Raw genomic sequence first — 17,389 nt, 5'->3', positions numbered from 1 at the left:
TGTGTTCCTCCATTATAAATTATTATATATTTATATTGTCTGTCAATATCATTACTTCACAAGTTTTCCCAGCGCTTCAGGTCCTTTAGCCTTCTTTCCAACAAACAGAAGAATGAACAGCGTGACTGCATACGGCAGCATCTGAATGAACTGGATTGGTACCCCAAGATCTGACACGTAGAACCTGACTGCCTGGGCAACTGCGAATACAGTTCCTGCAAGCAGTGAGCCTATAGGGTTCCAACCTCCGAAGATGTTGGCGGCAAGCCCCATAAAACCTCTTCCTGCTGTCATGTCAATTACGAACAGGTTGTTCTGGGATAAGGATAGGAATGATCCTCCTATTCCGGCGACGATGCCTGCAAAAGTCATTGCCACATATCTGTACCTGTTTACATTTATTCCTGACGTCTGTACTGCAAATGGCTGCTCTCCGATTGCCCTGTACCTAAGTCCAATTCTTGTACGATAAAACACTACCCATACAGCAGCTACAATAAGCACCATGATGTAGAGGTATGGAGACTGGTCCTTGAACAACATGCCAATCACAGGAATTTCCGAAATTATCGGTACTGTTACGTTTGGTATCGTTGCAACCGGGTCGCTCATTCCTTCCCTGTTCCAGAATACCTTAAGAAGCACTGCTGTAATTCCACTTGCAAACATGTTGACACCAACTCCGACAACTGACTGGTGTGCCTTGAATTTCAGACAGAAAACTGTATAAAGGAACCCGAAGGCAGCTCCACCTGCAACTGAAAACAAGAACCCTATGTACGCGCTCCCGGTAATGTGTGAACCGAGAACTCCTGTGAAGGCACCAAGGAGCATAAGGCCCTCAACACCAAGAAGTATTATTCCTCCCCTTTCTGCAATCGTACCGCACATTGCACCAAGGACTATCGGAACTGAAAGCTGCAGTGTCAATGTTATCATCTTTGAAAATAATTCCATTACATCAACCCCTCCTTCGGATCATTTTTGCTATTTCGGGGGCAGAAACCAGAAGTATCACAAGACTCTGGATTACTATGATTATGTTTGCTGATACGTTGGTAACCCTTCCCATCCTCAATGCTCCTGTATCAAGTATTCCAAATAGGAGAGATGTAACAAGCACACCGCCAGGATGATTTCTACCAAGTATTGCTACAGCGATTCCGGTAAATCCGAATGAAGGGGAAAACCCTTCGATATATCTGCCATACTTGCCCAAAACTTCAGTTACTCCTGCCAAAGCCGCAATCCCTCCGCTCAGTGACATTGAGAAGATCATGAGTTTCTTTGAGTTCATACCTGCAGAAACTGAAGCTGATGGATTGCTTCCGACTGCTCTTAACTGAAAGCCCGGTGCACTCTTCCACAGGAATATGTATTGGACGGCAGCTACAGCGAGCAGTATGAAAAGTGCAGTTGTAAGTTGCGAATTTTCGATAAGCTTATTTAGCATCAGTCCTTCAGATATGGCATTGGTCTGGGAAACGGAGCCTTCTGCCTTGAATGGTCCATTTACCAGAAATGACATGAAGAGCGTCACAATATAATTGAGCATGATAGCAACAATGACCTCGCTTGTCTGCTTCTTTGCCTTGAAGTAACCAGGTATGAAGCCAACGAGCATACCCGCTGCAACTCCGGAGATTATGCAAACAGGAAGAAGGATCACAACCGGCAAACCAGGAAGAGCCAAAGCTACAAGTGCGGTAGCCATTGCTCCTGCGTGAAGCTGCCCCTCTGCACCGATATTAAGCATACCTCCCCTGTTTGCCATCGCTACTGCCAGTCCGGTGAAAGCGAGCGGGATGCTCTTGCTGAAGGTATTGGCTATGCTCCTCGCATTTCCCAGAGAACCCTCTATCAGTGCAGTGTAGGCTTCAATCGGATTTTCGCCGATAGCAAGTATGATCAAGCCACCGATTATGACGGCTATTGCCACACTCAGAAGGGAATTCCCGAAATCGCCCAGTGCAGACAGCGCCTTTATTGTCGCTCGTTTTTTTGTTGCTTCGCTCATGCTCCTACCTCCTTCTCAGCTTTACCTGCCATGAACAGTCCGATTTGTTCTTGGTTGTACTTTCCTCTAGGAAATTCAGCGCTTACCTGACCCTCATAAAGTACTGCAATCCTGTCAGAAAGGTTCATGACTTCAGAAAGCTCTGCTGAAATCAGCAGAATTGCCTTATTCTCCGCCCGGAGCCTTAGAAGCGTCTTGTGGATGAACTCAATTGCGCCTATGTCCAGTCCTCTTACAGGCTGCGCAGCGATTACCAGGACAGGGTCATGGCTGACCTCACGGCTCAAGACTATCTTCTGCTGGTTACCACCGGAAAGCGATGAAATCGGGTCACCGATGTCCGCAACCTTAGCATTGAATTCCCTGACAAGCCGGTCTGTGTCACTTTCAAGCTTCTTATAGTCTATGAATCCATTTTTAACATATTCCTTGTCCTTCTGGTAACCCAACAAGTAATTCTCAATAATCGAGAAATTGCTCAGGATTGCATTCTTGTGCCTGTCTGCAGGAATATATCCTATTCCCATATCCTTCCTGTCAGCAACAGGTCTTCTGGTTATGTCTTTTCCGTTGATCTCTATGGTTCCGGAACTAACCGGCATTGTTCCTATTATCAGTTCCTCGAGTTCCTGCTGTCCGTTTCCTTCTACTCCTGCAATTCCAAGTATCTCACCTGCCCGAACCTGTAGGTTCACAGGAACTCTGGTCTTGTCATTGAGGACCAGGTCCTTGATTGATAGCACAACCTCACCATAACTGTCCACACTATCACTCACTATATGCTCCACCTGCCTGCCAACCATGTGCGCCGCAAGGTCATTCTCATTCACATCCCTGGTCTTAAGGTCGGCAACCTTTACACCCTTCCTCAGTACTGTCACGCTGTCAGACATCTCCATGGTCTCATTAAGCTTATGGGTTATGAATATTATTGTTTTACCTTCCCTTCGCAACTGATGAAGTATCACAAAGAGGTCCGCCACTTCCTGGGGTGTAAGAACTGCAGTTGGCTCATCGAGGATGATTATGTCAGCTCCGCGATAAAGTGTCTTTACGATTTCGACCCTTTGTTTCATTCCGACAGAAAGGTCAGCTATCTTCTGGTTCAGGTCGAGCTTGAAGTTAAATCTTGTTATGAGGTCTCTGACAGCATCCTCGCTTGCTTTCCTGTCCAGGAAGAAGTTTCCGCACTCATTCCCAAGTATGATGTTCTCAAGCACTGTCATCTGGTTTACCAGCATGAAGTGCTGGTGCACCATTCCTATTCCCAGCTTGTAGGCGTCATTCGGGTTGTTTATCCTAACCTTTTCTCCCTTGACGAAAATTTCCCCTTCTTCCGGATGGTACAGACCGAAAAGCACATTCATAAGCGTTGTCTTGCCGGACCCGTTCTCACCCAGTAGGCAATGTATCTCCTGCTTTTCTACCTGAAAATCCACCTTGTCGTTTGCCACAACACCCGGAAAACGCTTTGTTATCTGCCTCATATCAATTATTGGCATGAGTTTACCTCCGTTCTTGGTTCTATTTGTATTTCACCCTTTACATGGAAAAGGGCGGTAAGGGATATCGGCAAATATTCTGCAGCCATGCAAAACACTCCGGAGCCCAAACTGCCCATCAATATAGTCCGATTATTTTTTATTCGATTCCAGGAATGAATTGACCTCTTCGATTTTAGCTGGTATAACCAGTTTTCCTGATACTACAAGCTCCTTGATCTCATCAAGCTTTGATGTCACACTTTCGGGCAGCTTTATGTTGCTTCCCTCCATATTCAGGCCTACTCCATCGTCAGCAAGTCCCATGACCTTTAGTCCTGCTTTGAATTCCCCGTTCAAAGTAGATTCTATTGCATGGTATGCGCTGGAATCTACCCTCTTCATCATGCTGGCGACTATGTTGTCCGGAGCTACTCCGTTCTGGTTGAGGTTGACGCCTATCGCAACAAAGCCCTTTTCCTGGGCTGCCTGGAAGAGTCCCATTCCTGAAGCTCCTGCAGCATGGAATATTACGTCAGCACCCTTCGAGTTGAATGTAGTCGCTATGTTCTTTGCAGTAGTCGGATCTCCGAATCCACCTACATAGTCAACAAGCACCTCAAGCTTAGGGTTGATGTACTTCGCACCTGCAGTATAACCAGCGACAAATCTATTAAGAAGCGGATTGTTGACTCCAACCATTACACCTACGGTATTTCCGTCTGAAACCTTGTCTGTAACCTTCTCCTGCTTCAAGAGTGCTGCGAGTGCTCCTGCCATAAATGATCCTTCCTGCTCCTTGCTTGTGTAGCAGGCAACATTCGGAAGTTCAAGGTTTGCATCGATAAGAGCGAATTTCTGCTCAGGATAGTTTGCGGCTACCTTCTTAAGCGCATCGATTTGTTCAGCTCCGACGCATATTATGATGTCATACTCCTCTGATGAGGCCATGTCTTCCTGTACGATCGCTTCATCAGAAACAGACTTGGGTTCGACATAGTCATAGGTGATTCCAAGGTCAGTGGCAGCTTTCTTGACACCTTCGAATGCAAGGTCATTAAATGACTGGCCACCAAGACCTGCCTCTGTAAATATAATGCCAACCTTGAAGTCCTTTGGGGCAGCAGTCTGTGATTCAGATGGCTTCGAAGCTTCTATGCCTGAAGGAGTGGTAGGAGCCTTACTTCCGCATCCAGCGAAAATAGTGGCAGACAACAGCAATGAACCAAGTAAGGCAATCGTTTTCTTCATGTTTAATTCCCCCTATAGTTTGTTGTACATGTTTCGTAACTTGTTTAACAACTTGTGTTAAATATACCACAGCTTGTTTTACATGTAAACATTAACAATGATAAAATTTAAAAATTTTTTAGCTTCTTTTTTATTTCAAACACCCTCAGCTATAACGATTATTTCACCTATGATATTAACTGGACCAAATTATTTAAACATGTTCTCCTGTAACTACCCATAATGGAATACGCATATATAACCCAATATAGTAATGGTCTAATTCTTATAATATTGACAATAGCGTATAGACCATACTTATTATTTCAGATAGCTAATTACCAGGTGATACTACCATCAAGAATTACCAGTTTATGGTCAACTCCATAGGTTTGTGATACTCTAATTTTAACAGTCGCCTTAAGCTCCAGTAACATTTTGGATTCCAAATGCAATTAGGAGGTATTTGCTATGACAAATGAAGAAAAGCTGGCCAAGCTCCTTGAATCTGTCATGTCTAAAGCTACTCCAGTAAACCCTGACAATGCCTTCATGAATTCCATTGCTAACGAAAACATCCATTTCGCCAGGTTCGAAAAGGGTGCATATCTCACATACATGGGCTCACCAGTTGAGAGGCTGATGGTACTTATTGAGGGTCAGGTTTCTGTCTTCAAATACAGCCCGGGTGGCGTAAGCATACGGAGCGGCATTTCAGAGGCTCCTCAGATATATGGCTTGTATGAGGCACTTAACGGAACCAGAGAGCATGGAGTCACTCTACAGGCTGAAACCAGCGCTTACTGCGCAGTAATACCTCCTTCCTTCTTTCTTCAGGCAATCAGGAACAACCATAAGATTGCACTGGCTGCCTTGTCATTTCTGGCAAGGTTCACAGACAGGATGCTTGACAGAAACGACCAGCTTACACTGAACACTCCATCTGAGAACCTTATGATATTCCTATTCGAGAAAAGCTCGGGAAAACCTCTGCCTTTAATCATTGAAGCAAACAAGACCGAAATCGCCGAGCTTCTTAACATCAGCAACCGGACGCTATATCGACTCCTTGAACAGTTTGAGGAAGAAGGCCTCATAAAAAGAAGCCATGGAAAGATTGTTGTGAGCAGCTTATCATTCAAAAGGATAGCGGAGAAGTATGAATACTATAGAATAGAGCATGGGATGCCATAATGTCCAATGACTGAAAAGAGCACTGCCAAAAGGCCATGTGACCTATGACAGTGCTCTCAGATTATTATGGTCTATTATTCGCTAACTTTCCTGATTTAATCAACAGAATTGTACCATCAGGTGCTATGTAATAATGACTTTGTCAAATCCCTTGTCTTCCACAAGCGATTTAAGCTCTTCCATCTGTCCCTGGCTTGGCATCATCCAGTGCTCAGCTTCACCCCTGACACCAATTGGACGGAATTTTATGAGTCTGTAGGTTACCTTGCTGTCCTTTAGGAATGGCTCCAGGATATTGCCTGCATTGACCACCGTCTGGCGGCTGCATGGGTTGTCTGACAGCACCACTGTCCTTATCTCAGTGAGCTTCCTGAGTCTTGCAAGCTCCACGGCATTGTTAAGTACTATGTCATTACTGCGTCCGGTAAGCTCCAGATGGAAGCCTTTATCAGTACCCTTTATGTCCAGCATCACACCGTCTGTAACTTCCATGAGCTCTTTATCAAATGCTATGGGAAGTCCCCCATTGCTGTCCATAAGAGTTCCCAATCCTAATTTCTTCGCCTCTCTGAACAGCTCCACTATGAAGTCCCTTTGGAGAGAGCACTCTCCTCCGGATACTGTGATCCCACGGATGAAGGGCATGTTGCCTTTTAAGCGCTCCATGACCTCCTCCACTGTCGATTCCTTGACCCTTGGCGTCGCAGAGTAAGGGCAGTTCTTGTAGCATGCTCCGCAATCAACGCACTTCTTTTCATCCCACTCCACCTTGCCATCCACAAGCTCCAGTGCTCCCTCAGGGCATCCAGGAACGCACTGTCCGCAATGTATGCAGAGGTTTATGGTCTCCGGATTATGGCAGTACTTGCAGTTGAAATTGCATCCCTGGAAGAATATGACAGTCCTGTTTCCAGGACCGTCTATGAAGCTTGAGTCTATTATATGATTGACCGGGGCTTTCATAGGGACTCTACCTTCCGTTCAAGTGCATGCTGGTTCTTGGATGCAAGGTAACCCCAGGTGGCATTGGCCTGCCCTACTGCCTCACCCCTTGAAAGCTTCTCAATGTCCGACCTCTTTACAAGATATCCTGTTACCCTGACAACGTCGCAGGTATCAGTGTAGGTTGAGAAATACCTCATTCCCTGGTTAAAGCTGCCCTTAACTATATCAAGTATTGCACCCACGTTGTTCTTTGCGGCCTCATCAAACGGGAATATGTCACCGACTCCGCTAGGGAAATACTTCTGGAACTTGGCCTCATGCTTGAGGTGGGTATAAAGGTCAGGCTCTTCGCCGATTGCTATACGTATTCCTGGTGTTATTCCTACATCTGTTGAGATTCCTACCTGAGCATGAAGAAGGAAATGGTTCCCTGTTACATCACAATATTTTGATTCAAATTCATTGAGGTGCTGGTTCATTGCAGCAAGTATCCTATGTGACAACTCATCAGCTTCCTTGCCCTGTGCATACCTTCCGGCAATTCCATCCTTTGCAAGGAGCGTATTCACGCACTCGTTCAATCCTACTATTCCAACCATACCGGTGAAGTTCTCAAGCTTTACGAAGCCTTCCTTAACAAGGAAGTTAGTTGTAAAGAAATGGCTGTCCTCAACAAGATATCTGATCTTCTCGTCCATGAATGTGCAAAGTGTGTTTACAGCCTTCGGCAGGAACTCGAAGAATTCGTTGCTATCCTTGACCTTGTCAACTATCTTGCTGATCATCACCCTTGAGAGTGTGAATGCTCCGCCTGCAATAGGCAGTGCATTGTAGCAGCTTGCGATACCTATCGGGAAAGGATTGGCTTCCTGATAATCATTGTAGTTTGCAAAGCTTGGCTTTGCGCAAAGCTGTGCGCAGCTGAGTGCCTTCTCCGAGAAATCATCAGAGGTCACCTTTTCATCGTAAAGCATGGTAATCGAAGGGATAGCTTCCTGGAGCTTCATCTCTGCATCCAGTATGTATTTGCCAGCCCTTGTCTCCTCAGGCCCTATGTTCATATGGCAGTACGAATCCGGAATGCTCCTCGAGAGGAAGAACAGGAAGTTCCTTATCTCACGCCTTGCCTCTTCTTCGCTTACCCCGTCGATGAAGGGCTCAAGCATCTTGTCAACCCTGCCAAGATATACAGGATAATGGGTTACGGAAGGAACGTGGCGATAGAATATCTCGAGCGTCAGTATAGCTTCTGAAAGGGTCGAAGGTGGCTTCAGTCTCAGGAACTGGCAGCCTTCATCCATTAGCTTCTGGTAGTCAGGCAGTATGTATCTCGGGGCATATGGCAAAAACCCTTCACTCAGGTTGCAGAGCAATCCCTCATCAAGCATTTCCTGGAATCCTTCAGGAAGGTTGAGCACGTTCGCAAACTGTCCAGGAAGTGAAGCCAGGCTGTTTGTAGCCTGCTCGTGGGTAAGTGCGGAATTTGCAGCAATCTGCTGTGCCTGCTGAATCAGTTTTTCAAGATCTTTTTTCATGTTTCCCTCCATATTGGTTATCTTATCAATTCCCCGCTGTATTGATTATATGATAACAATTGCTGATAGTATAAAAATATGCCATATGGCACAAAAAAGGACTTATTTTCATCTTTTCAGCGAAAATAAGTCCTTTTTCTATCGTTGCAGAATTTCAGTATTTCTCTTGAGGCTCAGGCCATAAGATCAACCTCTGCCTTCCTGGGTATTGAGCCTATGGCGCCTTCCCTGGTGACTGCAAGTGCTGCAGCCCTTGAGGCAAAGGTCATTGCTTCGGCATGGTTGCTGCCGTCGAACTTGCTGGCAAATGCCCCGATGAAGGTATCACCTGCTGCAGTGGTATCCACTGCCTTGACCTTGTATGCAGGTATCGTAATGTCAAGCTCTTTGCTGCAGAATCTGGACCCATTGGACCCCATTGTGTAGACTATGCTGCTAACACCTTCTGATCGAAGCTTTGAAATAGCCTTTTCCGGGTCTTCTTCTCCTCCGCTCAGGAGCATAAGCTCTGTCTCATTTACCACAAGATAGTCAACGAGTGACAGATGGCTTCTGTCAAAGGCTGCATTCACCGGCGCAGGATTGAAGATTGCCTCAACCCCCATCTTTCGGCACAGCTCAAGTACTGAATATATGACTGGCAGCGGTATCTCCATCTGCAGGATGCAATACTTTGCATCCTTGAAAATTTCCCTGTGCCCATCAACCCATTCTTCGGTAAGCTTGAAGTTCGCTCCCGGAGACACGATGATTGTGTTCTGGCCCTTCGCATCTATGGAGATATATGCTTTTCCTGAAGGTCCCGGTTGTCTATCGAGTCCTTCATGGTTTATCCCTTCCTGCACCAGAAGGTCCTTCATGATTTTGCCATCCTCATCCTCACCGATGGCGCCTACCATAGCAACCTCAGCACCTGAACGGGCAGCTGCTACGGCCTGGTTCAGGCCCTTGCCTCCCAGTGATGTGTCTGTTTCTGTTGAAAGTATGGTCTCCCCCTCTTTGGGGATATGCGGAACCTGCAAAATATAGTCCATGTTCAGGCTCCCGACAACTACAATCTTCATGGGTACCTCCTTGTATTGGTTATTTGAGAACTTTTCCAAAGCCCGGTTTAAGCCGATACTCATTGCCTCATCGCAATTATCAAGCAAACCTTAACTTTTTCTCCAGCTACTGAATATCCTTTGCCAAAGCAAAGGTTTCAAGAAACAGCCTGACAAACCTTTCCCTGTCAGCTGACATTGCGAAACGGCAGTTGTTCTTACCCTTTGATTCCCTTCTGTCGAATGAACAGTGCCCTTCAGCTGAGCCTGTAAATCCAATTATACAACGTACATCCTTGACACCCACTAGTACTTTGGGATCAAGAAAGGCCGCAACCGCTACGACATCATGGAGCGTTGCTGAATCAGGAAGATGCAGCGGCTGGTTTGCAGTATGAAGCTTCATACGCTGTTCTAAAAGTCCTGCTGCAAATTCACTGCAGAAATTATTCTGGTTTCTCAGCATATCGATTTCGTCTATGGTAATTATAGACTGGTGGGTCGCATCAAGCGGTACTATAGTTGGCACTATTCCTGAATTCAAAACTACCTGTGCCGCTTCGGGATCATGCCAGAAATTTCCTTCACCATAGTTGTTGTTGTATAGCCCGTGTCCACCACCCATTATGGTAAGACTGCCAATTCTGTTCACAAGTTCGGGCCAAAGTGAAAACACGGTAGCCAGGTTCGACAGTGGTCCTGTGGTTATTATGTTGATTGGCACTTTAGAATTCGACAGGACTTCCTTGTAATAAAAAATCGCAGGAATATCCTCTTCCTTGAATCCCGGTTCAGGAAGATTCAGCTGGTCGTCATGCATTTTTACTGTTTTACCTTCTATGACTACCTCAAGCTTCTTAATAACGTTTCTCTCTTTGTATAGCTTTTTGACCAGTGGTGCCGGTAACCCCCGATATACCGGAATGTTCCTCCCCATTCTCGAGAGAATCCTCAGAGTATTGTCAGTCGTGTGGCTTATGTCCACATTACCGCTGCAGGTGCATATTGCCTGGACATCGATTCCAGGGGACAGCAGTGCAAGCATTATTGCGATTGCATCATCCGAGCCTGTATCAACATCTAAGATCACTTTCTTCTTCATAGTTTCATCATCAGGGCCTAAGCCATGATTTCCTCCTCTTCAGATTTCAAGGATTCTTTTCCGCTGCTTGTGAACAAACCACACAGCATCCCTAAAAATTTTTCCTTGTCAGCTCTTACAGCGATGGATGCATTGGCAGGTTCTGGCTTTGCCCTCTTGTCAATAAGCAGCTCTCCGTCGCATATACCTGTACACTCCACCCTGCAGTTTCCAGTAAGTACTCCTGTAAGCACGGATTTATCAATGCACGCACATACTGCAAGTGCATCGTGGATTGGAGACCAGGCTCCTCTTGTCGCATGCCTCGCTGACTCATATTCTATCCTCTGGCGAACCACGCTTGCGGCAAACCTTCCCTCGAAGGTATTTAGCGATTCAAGTGTATCGCAGTCTGATATTGTTAGCGGAACAGAATATGTGGCATCTAGAGTCACAAAAAGTGGATTAAGTCCAGCTTCAAGGATGATCTGAAGAGCTTCAGGATCATGCCAGACGTTGGCTTCACCGCCTTCGCTGGCATTGGATACTTCAACTCCGCCCCCCATAATTATAAGCTCATCGACCTTTTCTGCGAGCTCAGGAGACATTCGGAACAGGAATCCAAGATTGGTTAGGGGCCCCGTGGCGACTATAGTTAAAGGTTCAGTGGTCTCTTTCAGGTATTTGTGATAGAACTCTACTGCATGGAGTCTCTCCTTGGTCCTTTCTGTATCAGGCAAGCCACTTAATCTTTCATTATGCAGACTAAGCTTCTTGCCATCTATTACTATAGGCTTAATGTCGCTTTCTGGCACACGCCTGGGAGTCAGGTCTTTCACCATACTTTGAGTACATCCGGCATAGACAGGAATATCCATGTTCAGCGCCTCACATACTGCAAGAGTATTGAATGTTGTCTGCTCTACACCCAGGTTACCCCATACTGTACAGATTCCCAGAACCTCTAACTCTTCTGATTTAAGCGCAGCCATGACGGCTATTGCATCATCTGATCCTGTGTCTACATCCAGAATCACTTTCTTTATTTTTCTTTCGTCCATCATTTCCTCCTATGTTATTTAGGCTTACTTACTTTCGACATCATGTCGCGTTTATTTCAATTGAGCAGGCTTCAGGAATGATATAGTGCTTGTTATGTATAAGCAACTTGAATTCATCCTCTGTATAAAGATTCTCGTGTATCAGAGTAAGCTCCTCATCTTCATTAAGGACATACCTGTCGCTGATGAATCGTCCTACCCAGGTTGTCTTCACCTTTAAATGCGAACGCGTTGCCAGCTCGTAGACCCGATTCTCGAAAAAATCCAGCATCGCAGATTTATTCGCCAGGTCAAGCCCAAGCGATGTGAAGGTCTCTATTGGTGCAAGTGTCAGAGTATAGGCTACTATCTTACCGTTACTCCTGTACCACCTGTCCACTGCAAGTGCTGTCTGGCTTTCCCTTTTGAACAGCTTATGTTCATAGTCTCCTGATTCCTGCAGATGCATCTCCATTTCCACCTCTTCATCAAGAGGTACCTGGATGCATTTATGGATTGGATTCCCAAGCTTTTCCAGACTTGAAACCATCGGCTTGTTCAAATCCATCACAAAATTTCCTTTTCCCTTTACCTTCTGGAGAAGCCCGTCTTCCTCAAGCAACCTTAGGGCTTTCCTTAAGGTCTCACGGCTGACATCTAGCAAGCCTGCCAGCTTCGGCTCCGGCGGCAGCGCCTTCCCTACTGGGTACGTACCGTCTGTCAGCATTTCGTATAGCTTGTCATATACTGTCACAAATACCGGCTGCTTCCCATTTATTTCTTGAACTGTTCTTTCTCCCATACTGATGCTCCTCTTTTCGTCATTGGATATTAACTTTTCTCGGTATGGCAACAAGTTGCCCGCACTGACAAAAAAACATTACAACTAACTAGTCAGACTCTGAATCCGGAGGAATTCCTCGGGCTCTAATCAAGTTCATCCAATCTGTCACACACTTACCATATACTACGAAAGATTAATTAGACATGTTTTTCAAAATATGTCTAATAAATACTTTATGTCTAATTTATCACCAGCCAACACGAAAGTCAATCGTTTACACATTCCTTTCATATATTTCACATCAGAGGTCCTAAAGTGTACTTCATCGTTTGCCCAGTGATAAATTCATCACTATAAAGTACTGTATCTTACCTTGCAAATGTGTCCTGCGCATGTTCAGGGAACAGTCCAGAAATTTCCAGGAAAACTGTCATGAAATGATAAAGAGGCTAAGCATCCTGCTCAAGGTATGCCTAACCTCTTCTTTTTAAGTATTTTGACATTTCATGCGGTTTAGTTCTGGTATGACACTTCATTCCGTTCCATGTTTCTGAATAGAAATGACTTTGCAATTTTACGAATAGCTGTAGAACTGGTTTATTGCCATATCAGAGAATCCATTTACTTCAGCAACTACTTCTTCACCGTTGCATACATCTATTATGTGGTCAAAAAGCTCTGAGCCTAATTCCTCAACCGATTTTTCGCCGCTTATGCTTTTACTGGTATCAAAATCAATCATGTCAGCTAATCTGGATGCCGTATCTTTATTTCCGGTTATTTTCACCACCGGGGCTATGGCATTTCCTACCGGAGTTCCCATGCCTGTGGTAAAGGCAACGATCTGCGCCCCTCCGGCTACCAGGGATACTACAGAAGCTACGTCATAGGCTGTACCGTCCATGAATACGAGACCCTTCTTGTCTATCATCTGTCCGTACTGATACACTCCCATGAATGGTTTTGTACCACTCTTATGTATGCATCCAAGGGACTTCTCTTCCAATGTGGTTATCCCGCTGGCCTTATTGCCTGGTGACGGATTTGATTTTCTAATGTCTTCTCCGTTATTCTTGCACATCTGGTCATACTTGATTACCGTATCATAAAGTTGCTGTCCGATTTCAGGTGTGCAGCCTCTGCGTTTTAGAATGTTTTCTGTTCCTATGGCTTCAGGTGTTTCACATAGGACGGTAGTCCCGCCAAGGTCTACTATTCTGTCAGATGTTACCCCTAATACAGCATTAGAAGAAAAACCTGATGTTGGATCCGAACCCCCACATTCCAAACCAAGGATAAGCTCAGACAGATCGCATTCTTCCCTTTCGCATCTGCTCGCGCCTTCCATAAGTTCGTTTACTATCTCCAGGCCCTTCCCCACTGTCTTCTTTATTCCGCCTTCCTGCTGGATGCTTATATAGTGCACCGGCTTGTCTGTCTTCTTTTTGATAGCCTCAATATAATTGTCCTTTCGAAGCATTTCGCAGCCAAGTCCCACTATGAGGACTCCATAGACATTTCCGTTGGCGATAAGTCCAGATAGTATCTCCATGGTAATTGCAGAATCACTTGAATTCTGAGCGCACCCATTCGGGTTATAAAGGTAAACTGCATCCGTCTTGTTGGCGATTTTCTGTGCCACTCCAGCAGCACATATTACCCCTGGCATTACAATGACATGGTTGCGTATGCCAACATGCCCGTCAGATCGCTTGTATCCGTTGAATTTCATATCTGCCTCCTACCTGAAACTGCTCAGGTTGTTTTCGTGGACATGGTCTCCGACATTGATATCAGAAGTAGAATATCCTATTACTTCCCCATACTTGTAGACTTCATGCCCCTTCATCACGTTCCTTACTGCAACTTTATGGTTTATCGGAATATCAGAAGTAGCCTTAATCGAATTACTTTTCCCATTGACTATGTATTCAACATCGTTCCCAGCGGACACTTTCGAAGTCACTGTCACAACAGTATCCATTTCATTCATGATAACAGAATTGACCATCCCCATTCCTCCTTAACTGCTTTACTTGAATCTTAACAAATCTGATTTCAAACATAAAGCAAAATATCAATCCCCGGAAAGTATTAGTATATCTACTTTCCGGGGAACTTAGTGTGAAATGTTCTTTTCTCTTCGGTTCAATCTGAAAGGCCAAGGTAAAACCATCAGTCCACAGTCACAAAAATATAGAATAGCAGATCCAGATGCTGATTATAGGGTCCCTTCTGTCGAAAATCCAACTTAATCCCAATCTTACAAAAAACTAATTTCCAATACCTTTGAAATTTGGCTTCCTCTTTTCCATAAAGGCATTTATGCCTTCAACGCGGTCTGGGGATGTGAAGTTAACAGCAAATTGTACTGCTTCCTGTGCGATTGCCTTATGCAGCTTCATCTGCATATTACTAGATGCAAAATGTGGCATAAAGAGGTACTGTCTTTTTCCCGTCCTCAAAACCAAAGTTTTTGGTTGAGAGCTTAATAGCATAAGCAGGCTTGTAGGTGTCGATATAAACCTTTAAGCTCTTTGCTCTGGTATTATCGGCTGATTTAACCTCGATGGGAATATTCTGCCCGTCACGCTGAATGATAAAGTCAATCTCTGCTCCACGTTCTGACTCCCAGTAATAAGTGCTATACCCATTAGATGTGAGCTGAGTGTTTACATAGTTTTCTGTCATTCCGCCTTTGAAGTCATTTAGTTCCTCAACCATATAGAGAACATCATTTGCCAATAAATCTTTCTTTGCACAAAGCAATCCCAAATCGGAAACATAGATCTTGAATGCATCAATATCTCGATAGTTTTCAAGAGGCTTCTTAATATGCTCAACCTTATAAACTTGTGAAACGATGCCCGATAAGGTCAGCCATTCAATGGCATTCTCGAATTCTGATGCCCGTCCGCCTTTCTTAATGAGTTTGTATTGAAATCTGGTATTCTTCTTTGAAAGCTGAACTGTAATATTGTCATAGACAAGTCGGGTCTTTTTGATTTCATTCAGGTTGTTATACTTGCTCATGTCATTTAGGTACCCCGCAAGAATGGTATCCTGTGTATGGCGTACAAGTATATAGTCCTTCGTTTCGGCAAACTGAATCACGCATTCAGGCATACCACCCACAACAAGATATTGACGGTATAGCTGAATTGCAGCATCATGTAAAGCTGAAGGCATTGGTGAGTCATTCTCGAAGCAATATTTGATCTGTTCGAGTAAATCTTCCTCCCCTAACCCCAGCATGAATTCCTGAATATCCATCGGGTAAAGAGTCTTCAAGTCCACTCTGCCTACAGGAAAAGAATATTTTGCTCTATTGACAGCCACTCCAAGTAAACTGCCTGCTGCAATAATATGGTAATCCGGAGCATCTTCAAAGAAGTATTTCAATGAAGTCAATGCCCTTTCACAAAGCTGAATTTCATCAAATACAATCAGTGTTTTTTCCCTTACTATCGTTTGCCCTGCGATATGCGAAAGAATTGGAATAAGATAATCCGGGCTGATATTTTCATCAAAGGTTTCATTGAGTTTTGGATTGGTCTCAAAATTGAAATATGCGACATTTTCATAGTGGTTACGCCCAAACTCCAAAATAGAGTACGTCTTGCCAACCTGCCTTGCTCCTTGTAAAATCAATGGTTTTCGATGTTTGCTTGCTTTCCACTCTTCAAAAAAGCTCACTATTTTTCTATACATATGAGTCCCTCCTTAAGGGTACTAACCATAGTATAGCATTTATACGTGTAATATTCAGCTCTATTATTTAAATTTTAAACGCTATTTTACATGAATATTTCTATTTATCTTGCTATATTTTGCACATTCAGAATAATTCGATACCAACAGCACAAACATATTGAATGGCTGGCTACTAATTTGAGGAATAGATGTCTGCTGGCTTCACCACTTTATGATTGTCTTGAGAGTTTATCCCTTATAACATAAGTCTCTATAATATCAATTAAACATACATTCCAACAAATTCTCATTTGTTATATTTCTAAGAAATTCATTTACTTTAATAACGCTTAATGCGTTCTTTACTTCATCCAGATCATACCTCAATCCCTCTATGGTATCTTCCAATACTCTCAAATCGCATTTATCTATGAGGTCTCCGTAAAACTTACAATTTATTATTATTCCCTTTTCTACTTGAAGTCTAATCTCAAAAGAACTGTCCAAATTAATCTTGTGTCCACAATAAATGAATTTGGGCGAATTGCTGAAATTCCACTCCCATGTCCTATATTTACTTTCTGCAATACTTTCAATATTTTTAATATCATCTGAATTCAGTTTGTATTCACTATCCTCCAGATTGAGAGAACTGTTAATGCCTTCAAGAAGTAGCTTCTTGAAGGTTACAATATTAATCTCCTCATTTAGAAATGGTTTTATATTTGTAACCGAATTTGAAACTGACTTAATACCCTTGGACTCAATCTTACCTCGCTTGACTGATAATACATTATTAAGCATTTCTAGCTGAGAGTCAAAAAGCAAAGTTCCATGATTTAAAACACGGTTATGATTGATACTTTGAGCACTTCCAGATATTTTCTTCCCTTCAATTATGATGTCATTTCTGCTATTTCGTTCACACTTAACCCCAATTTTGCATAGTGCTCTTGCTATAACCAGATTGTGAGCCTTCAAATCTATGTTCTCAATGCTATCTGGCTCAGTGATGAATGAAAAGTTCAAGTTGCCAAGGTCGTGATATACCGCACCTCCACCAGTGACTCTACGTATAATATCAATGTTATTGGCTCTTGCAAATGGGATGTTCACTTCTTCAACAATATTTTGAAATCTGCCTACGATTATTGATGGGCTGTTTCTCCATAACAGAATATATTCACCTTTCAAATTCTTAAAAACATATTCCTCAAATGCTAAGTTATAGTAGGGATTATTTGATTCATTTACAATATATTTCATGCTTTTGCACCTTTCACGATTTCTGTGGAATAGAAATCAAAATTACGATATCTCCAATACAAAAAATAATCTTCCCCATA

Annotated in this window: 15 protein-coding genes; 1 reads left to right on the top strand and 14 read right to left on the bottom strand. The window is 43.8% G+C overall.

The window, feature by feature from the left end:
- Positions 1-51: 51 nt before the first annotated feature.
- The 4 genes from J2Z34_RS03420 to J2Z34_RS03405 form a co-directional block, all read right to left on the bottom strand.
- Positions 52-957 (bottom strand): ABC transporter permease, encoded by a 906-nt coding sequence (locus J2Z34_RS03420; RefSeq protein WP_209458462.1) that lies wholly within the window; start codon positions 955-957, stop codon positions 52-54.
- 4 nt (positions 958-961) lie between these two features.
- Positions 962-2,017: an ABC transporter permease gene (locus tag J2Z34_RS03415; RefSeq protein ID WP_209458461.1), complete on the bottom strand. Its 1,056-nt coding sequence runs from the start codon at positions 2,015-2,017 to the stop codon at positions 962-964.
- A complete protein-coding gene (locus tag J2Z34_RS03410; RefSeq protein WP_209458460.1) occupies positions 2,014-3,519 on the bottom strand; it encodes an ABC transporter ATP-binding protein in 1,506 nt (501 codons plus the stop codon). The genes J2Z34_RS03415 and J2Z34_RS03410 overlap by 4 nt, the downstream gene beginning before the upstream one ends.
- A gap of 132 nt (positions 3,520-3,651) precedes the next feature.
- A complete protein-coding gene (locus tag J2Z34_RS03405) occupies positions 3,652-4,749 on the bottom strand; it encodes a BMP family lipoprotein (RefSeq protein ID WP_209458459.1) in 1,098 nt (365 codons plus the stop codon).
- A 450-nt stretch (positions 4,750-5,199) separates the two neighbouring features.
- Between J2Z34_RS03405 and J2Z34_RS03400 the strand changes: the two genes are divergently transcribed.
- On the top strand, positions 5,200-5,922 hold the full coding sequence (locus J2Z34_RS03400; RefSeq protein WP_209458458.1) for a Crp/Fnr family transcriptional regulator: 723 nt from the start codon (positions 5,200-5,202) through the stop codon (positions 5,920-5,922).
- Between the two features lie 123 nt (positions 5,923-6,045).
- Here J2Z34_RS03400 and J2Z34_RS03395 read toward each other — a convergent pair whose 3' ends face one another.
- From J2Z34_RS03395 to lplA, 10 genes are all read right to left on the bottom strand, one after another.
- Positions 6,046-6,885 (bottom strand): YjjW family glycine radical enzyme activase, encoded by an 840-nt coding sequence (locus J2Z34_RS03395; RefSeq protein WP_209458457.1) that lies wholly within the window; start codon positions 6,883-6,885, stop codon positions 6,046-6,048.
- Entirely contained in the window at positions 6,882-8,402 is a 1,521-nt protein-coding gene (locus J2Z34_RS03390; protein ID WP_245250496.1) for a YjjI family glycine radical enzyme, read from the bottom strand. The genes J2Z34_RS03395 and J2Z34_RS03390 overlap by 4 nt, the downstream gene beginning before the upstream one ends.
- Before the next feature lie 173 nt (positions 8,403-8,575).
- Complete coding sequence (gene rbsK / locus J2Z34_RS03385) at positions 8,576-9,466, bottom strand: ribokinase (RefSeq protein ID WP_209458456.1); 891 nt, start codon at positions 9,464-9,466, stop codon at positions 8,576-8,578.
- A gap of 106 nt (positions 9,467-9,572) precedes the next feature.
- The gene (locus tag J2Z34_RS03380; protein WP_209458455.1) at positions 9,573-10,547 is read right to left on the bottom strand and encodes a nucleoside hydrolase; all 975 of its coding nucleotides are present in this window, start codon (positions 10,545-10,547) and stop codon (positions 9,573-9,575) included.
- A gap of 17 nt (positions 10,548-10,564) precedes the next feature.
- On the bottom strand, positions 10,565-11,587 hold the full coding sequence (locus tag J2Z34_RS03375) for a nucleoside hydrolase (RefSeq protein ID WP_209458454.1): 1,023 nt from the start codon (positions 11,585-11,587) through the stop codon (positions 10,565-10,567).
- 40 nt (positions 11,588-11,627) lie between these two features.
- A complete protein-coding gene (locus tag J2Z34_RS03370) occupies positions 11,628-12,368 on the bottom strand; it encodes a GntR family transcriptional regulator (protein WP_209458453.1) in 741 nt (246 codons plus the stop codon).
- Positions 12,369-12,924: 556 nt separating this feature from the next.
- Positions 12,925-14,082: a UxaA family hydrolase gene (locus J2Z34_RS03365; protein ID WP_209458452.1), complete on the bottom strand. Its 1,158-nt coding sequence runs from the start codon at positions 14,080-14,082 to the stop codon at positions 12,925-12,927.
- A 9-nt stretch (positions 14,083-14,091) separates the two neighbouring features.
- Positions 14,092-14,361 (bottom strand): UxaA family hydrolase, encoded by a 270-nt coding sequence (locus J2Z34_RS03360; protein WP_209458451.1) that lies wholly within the window; start codon positions 14,359-14,361, stop codon positions 14,092-14,094.
- A gap of 404 nt (positions 14,362-14,765) precedes the next feature.
- A complete protein-coding gene (locus tag J2Z34_RS03355; RefSeq protein ID WP_209458450.1) occupies positions 14,766-16,061 on the bottom strand; it encodes an ATP-binding protein in 1,296 nt (431 codons plus the stop codon).
- A 261-nt stretch (positions 16,062-16,322) separates the two neighbouring features.
- On the bottom strand, positions 16,323-17,309 hold the full coding sequence (lplA, locus tag J2Z34_RS03350; protein WP_209458449.1) for a lipoate--protein ligase: 987 nt from the start codon (positions 17,307-17,309) through the stop codon (positions 16,323-16,325).
- Between the last annotated feature and the right edge of the window lie 80 nt (positions 17,310-17,389).

The sequence above is a fragment of the Youngiibacter multivorans genome, assembly GCF_017873395.1.
In the GTDB taxonomy this organism is placed as follows: Bacteria; Bacillota; Clostridia; order Clostridiales; family Clostridiaceae; genus Youngiibacter; species Youngiibacter multivorans.
This window is presented reverse-complemented; position numbering and strand designations above follow the sequence as displayed.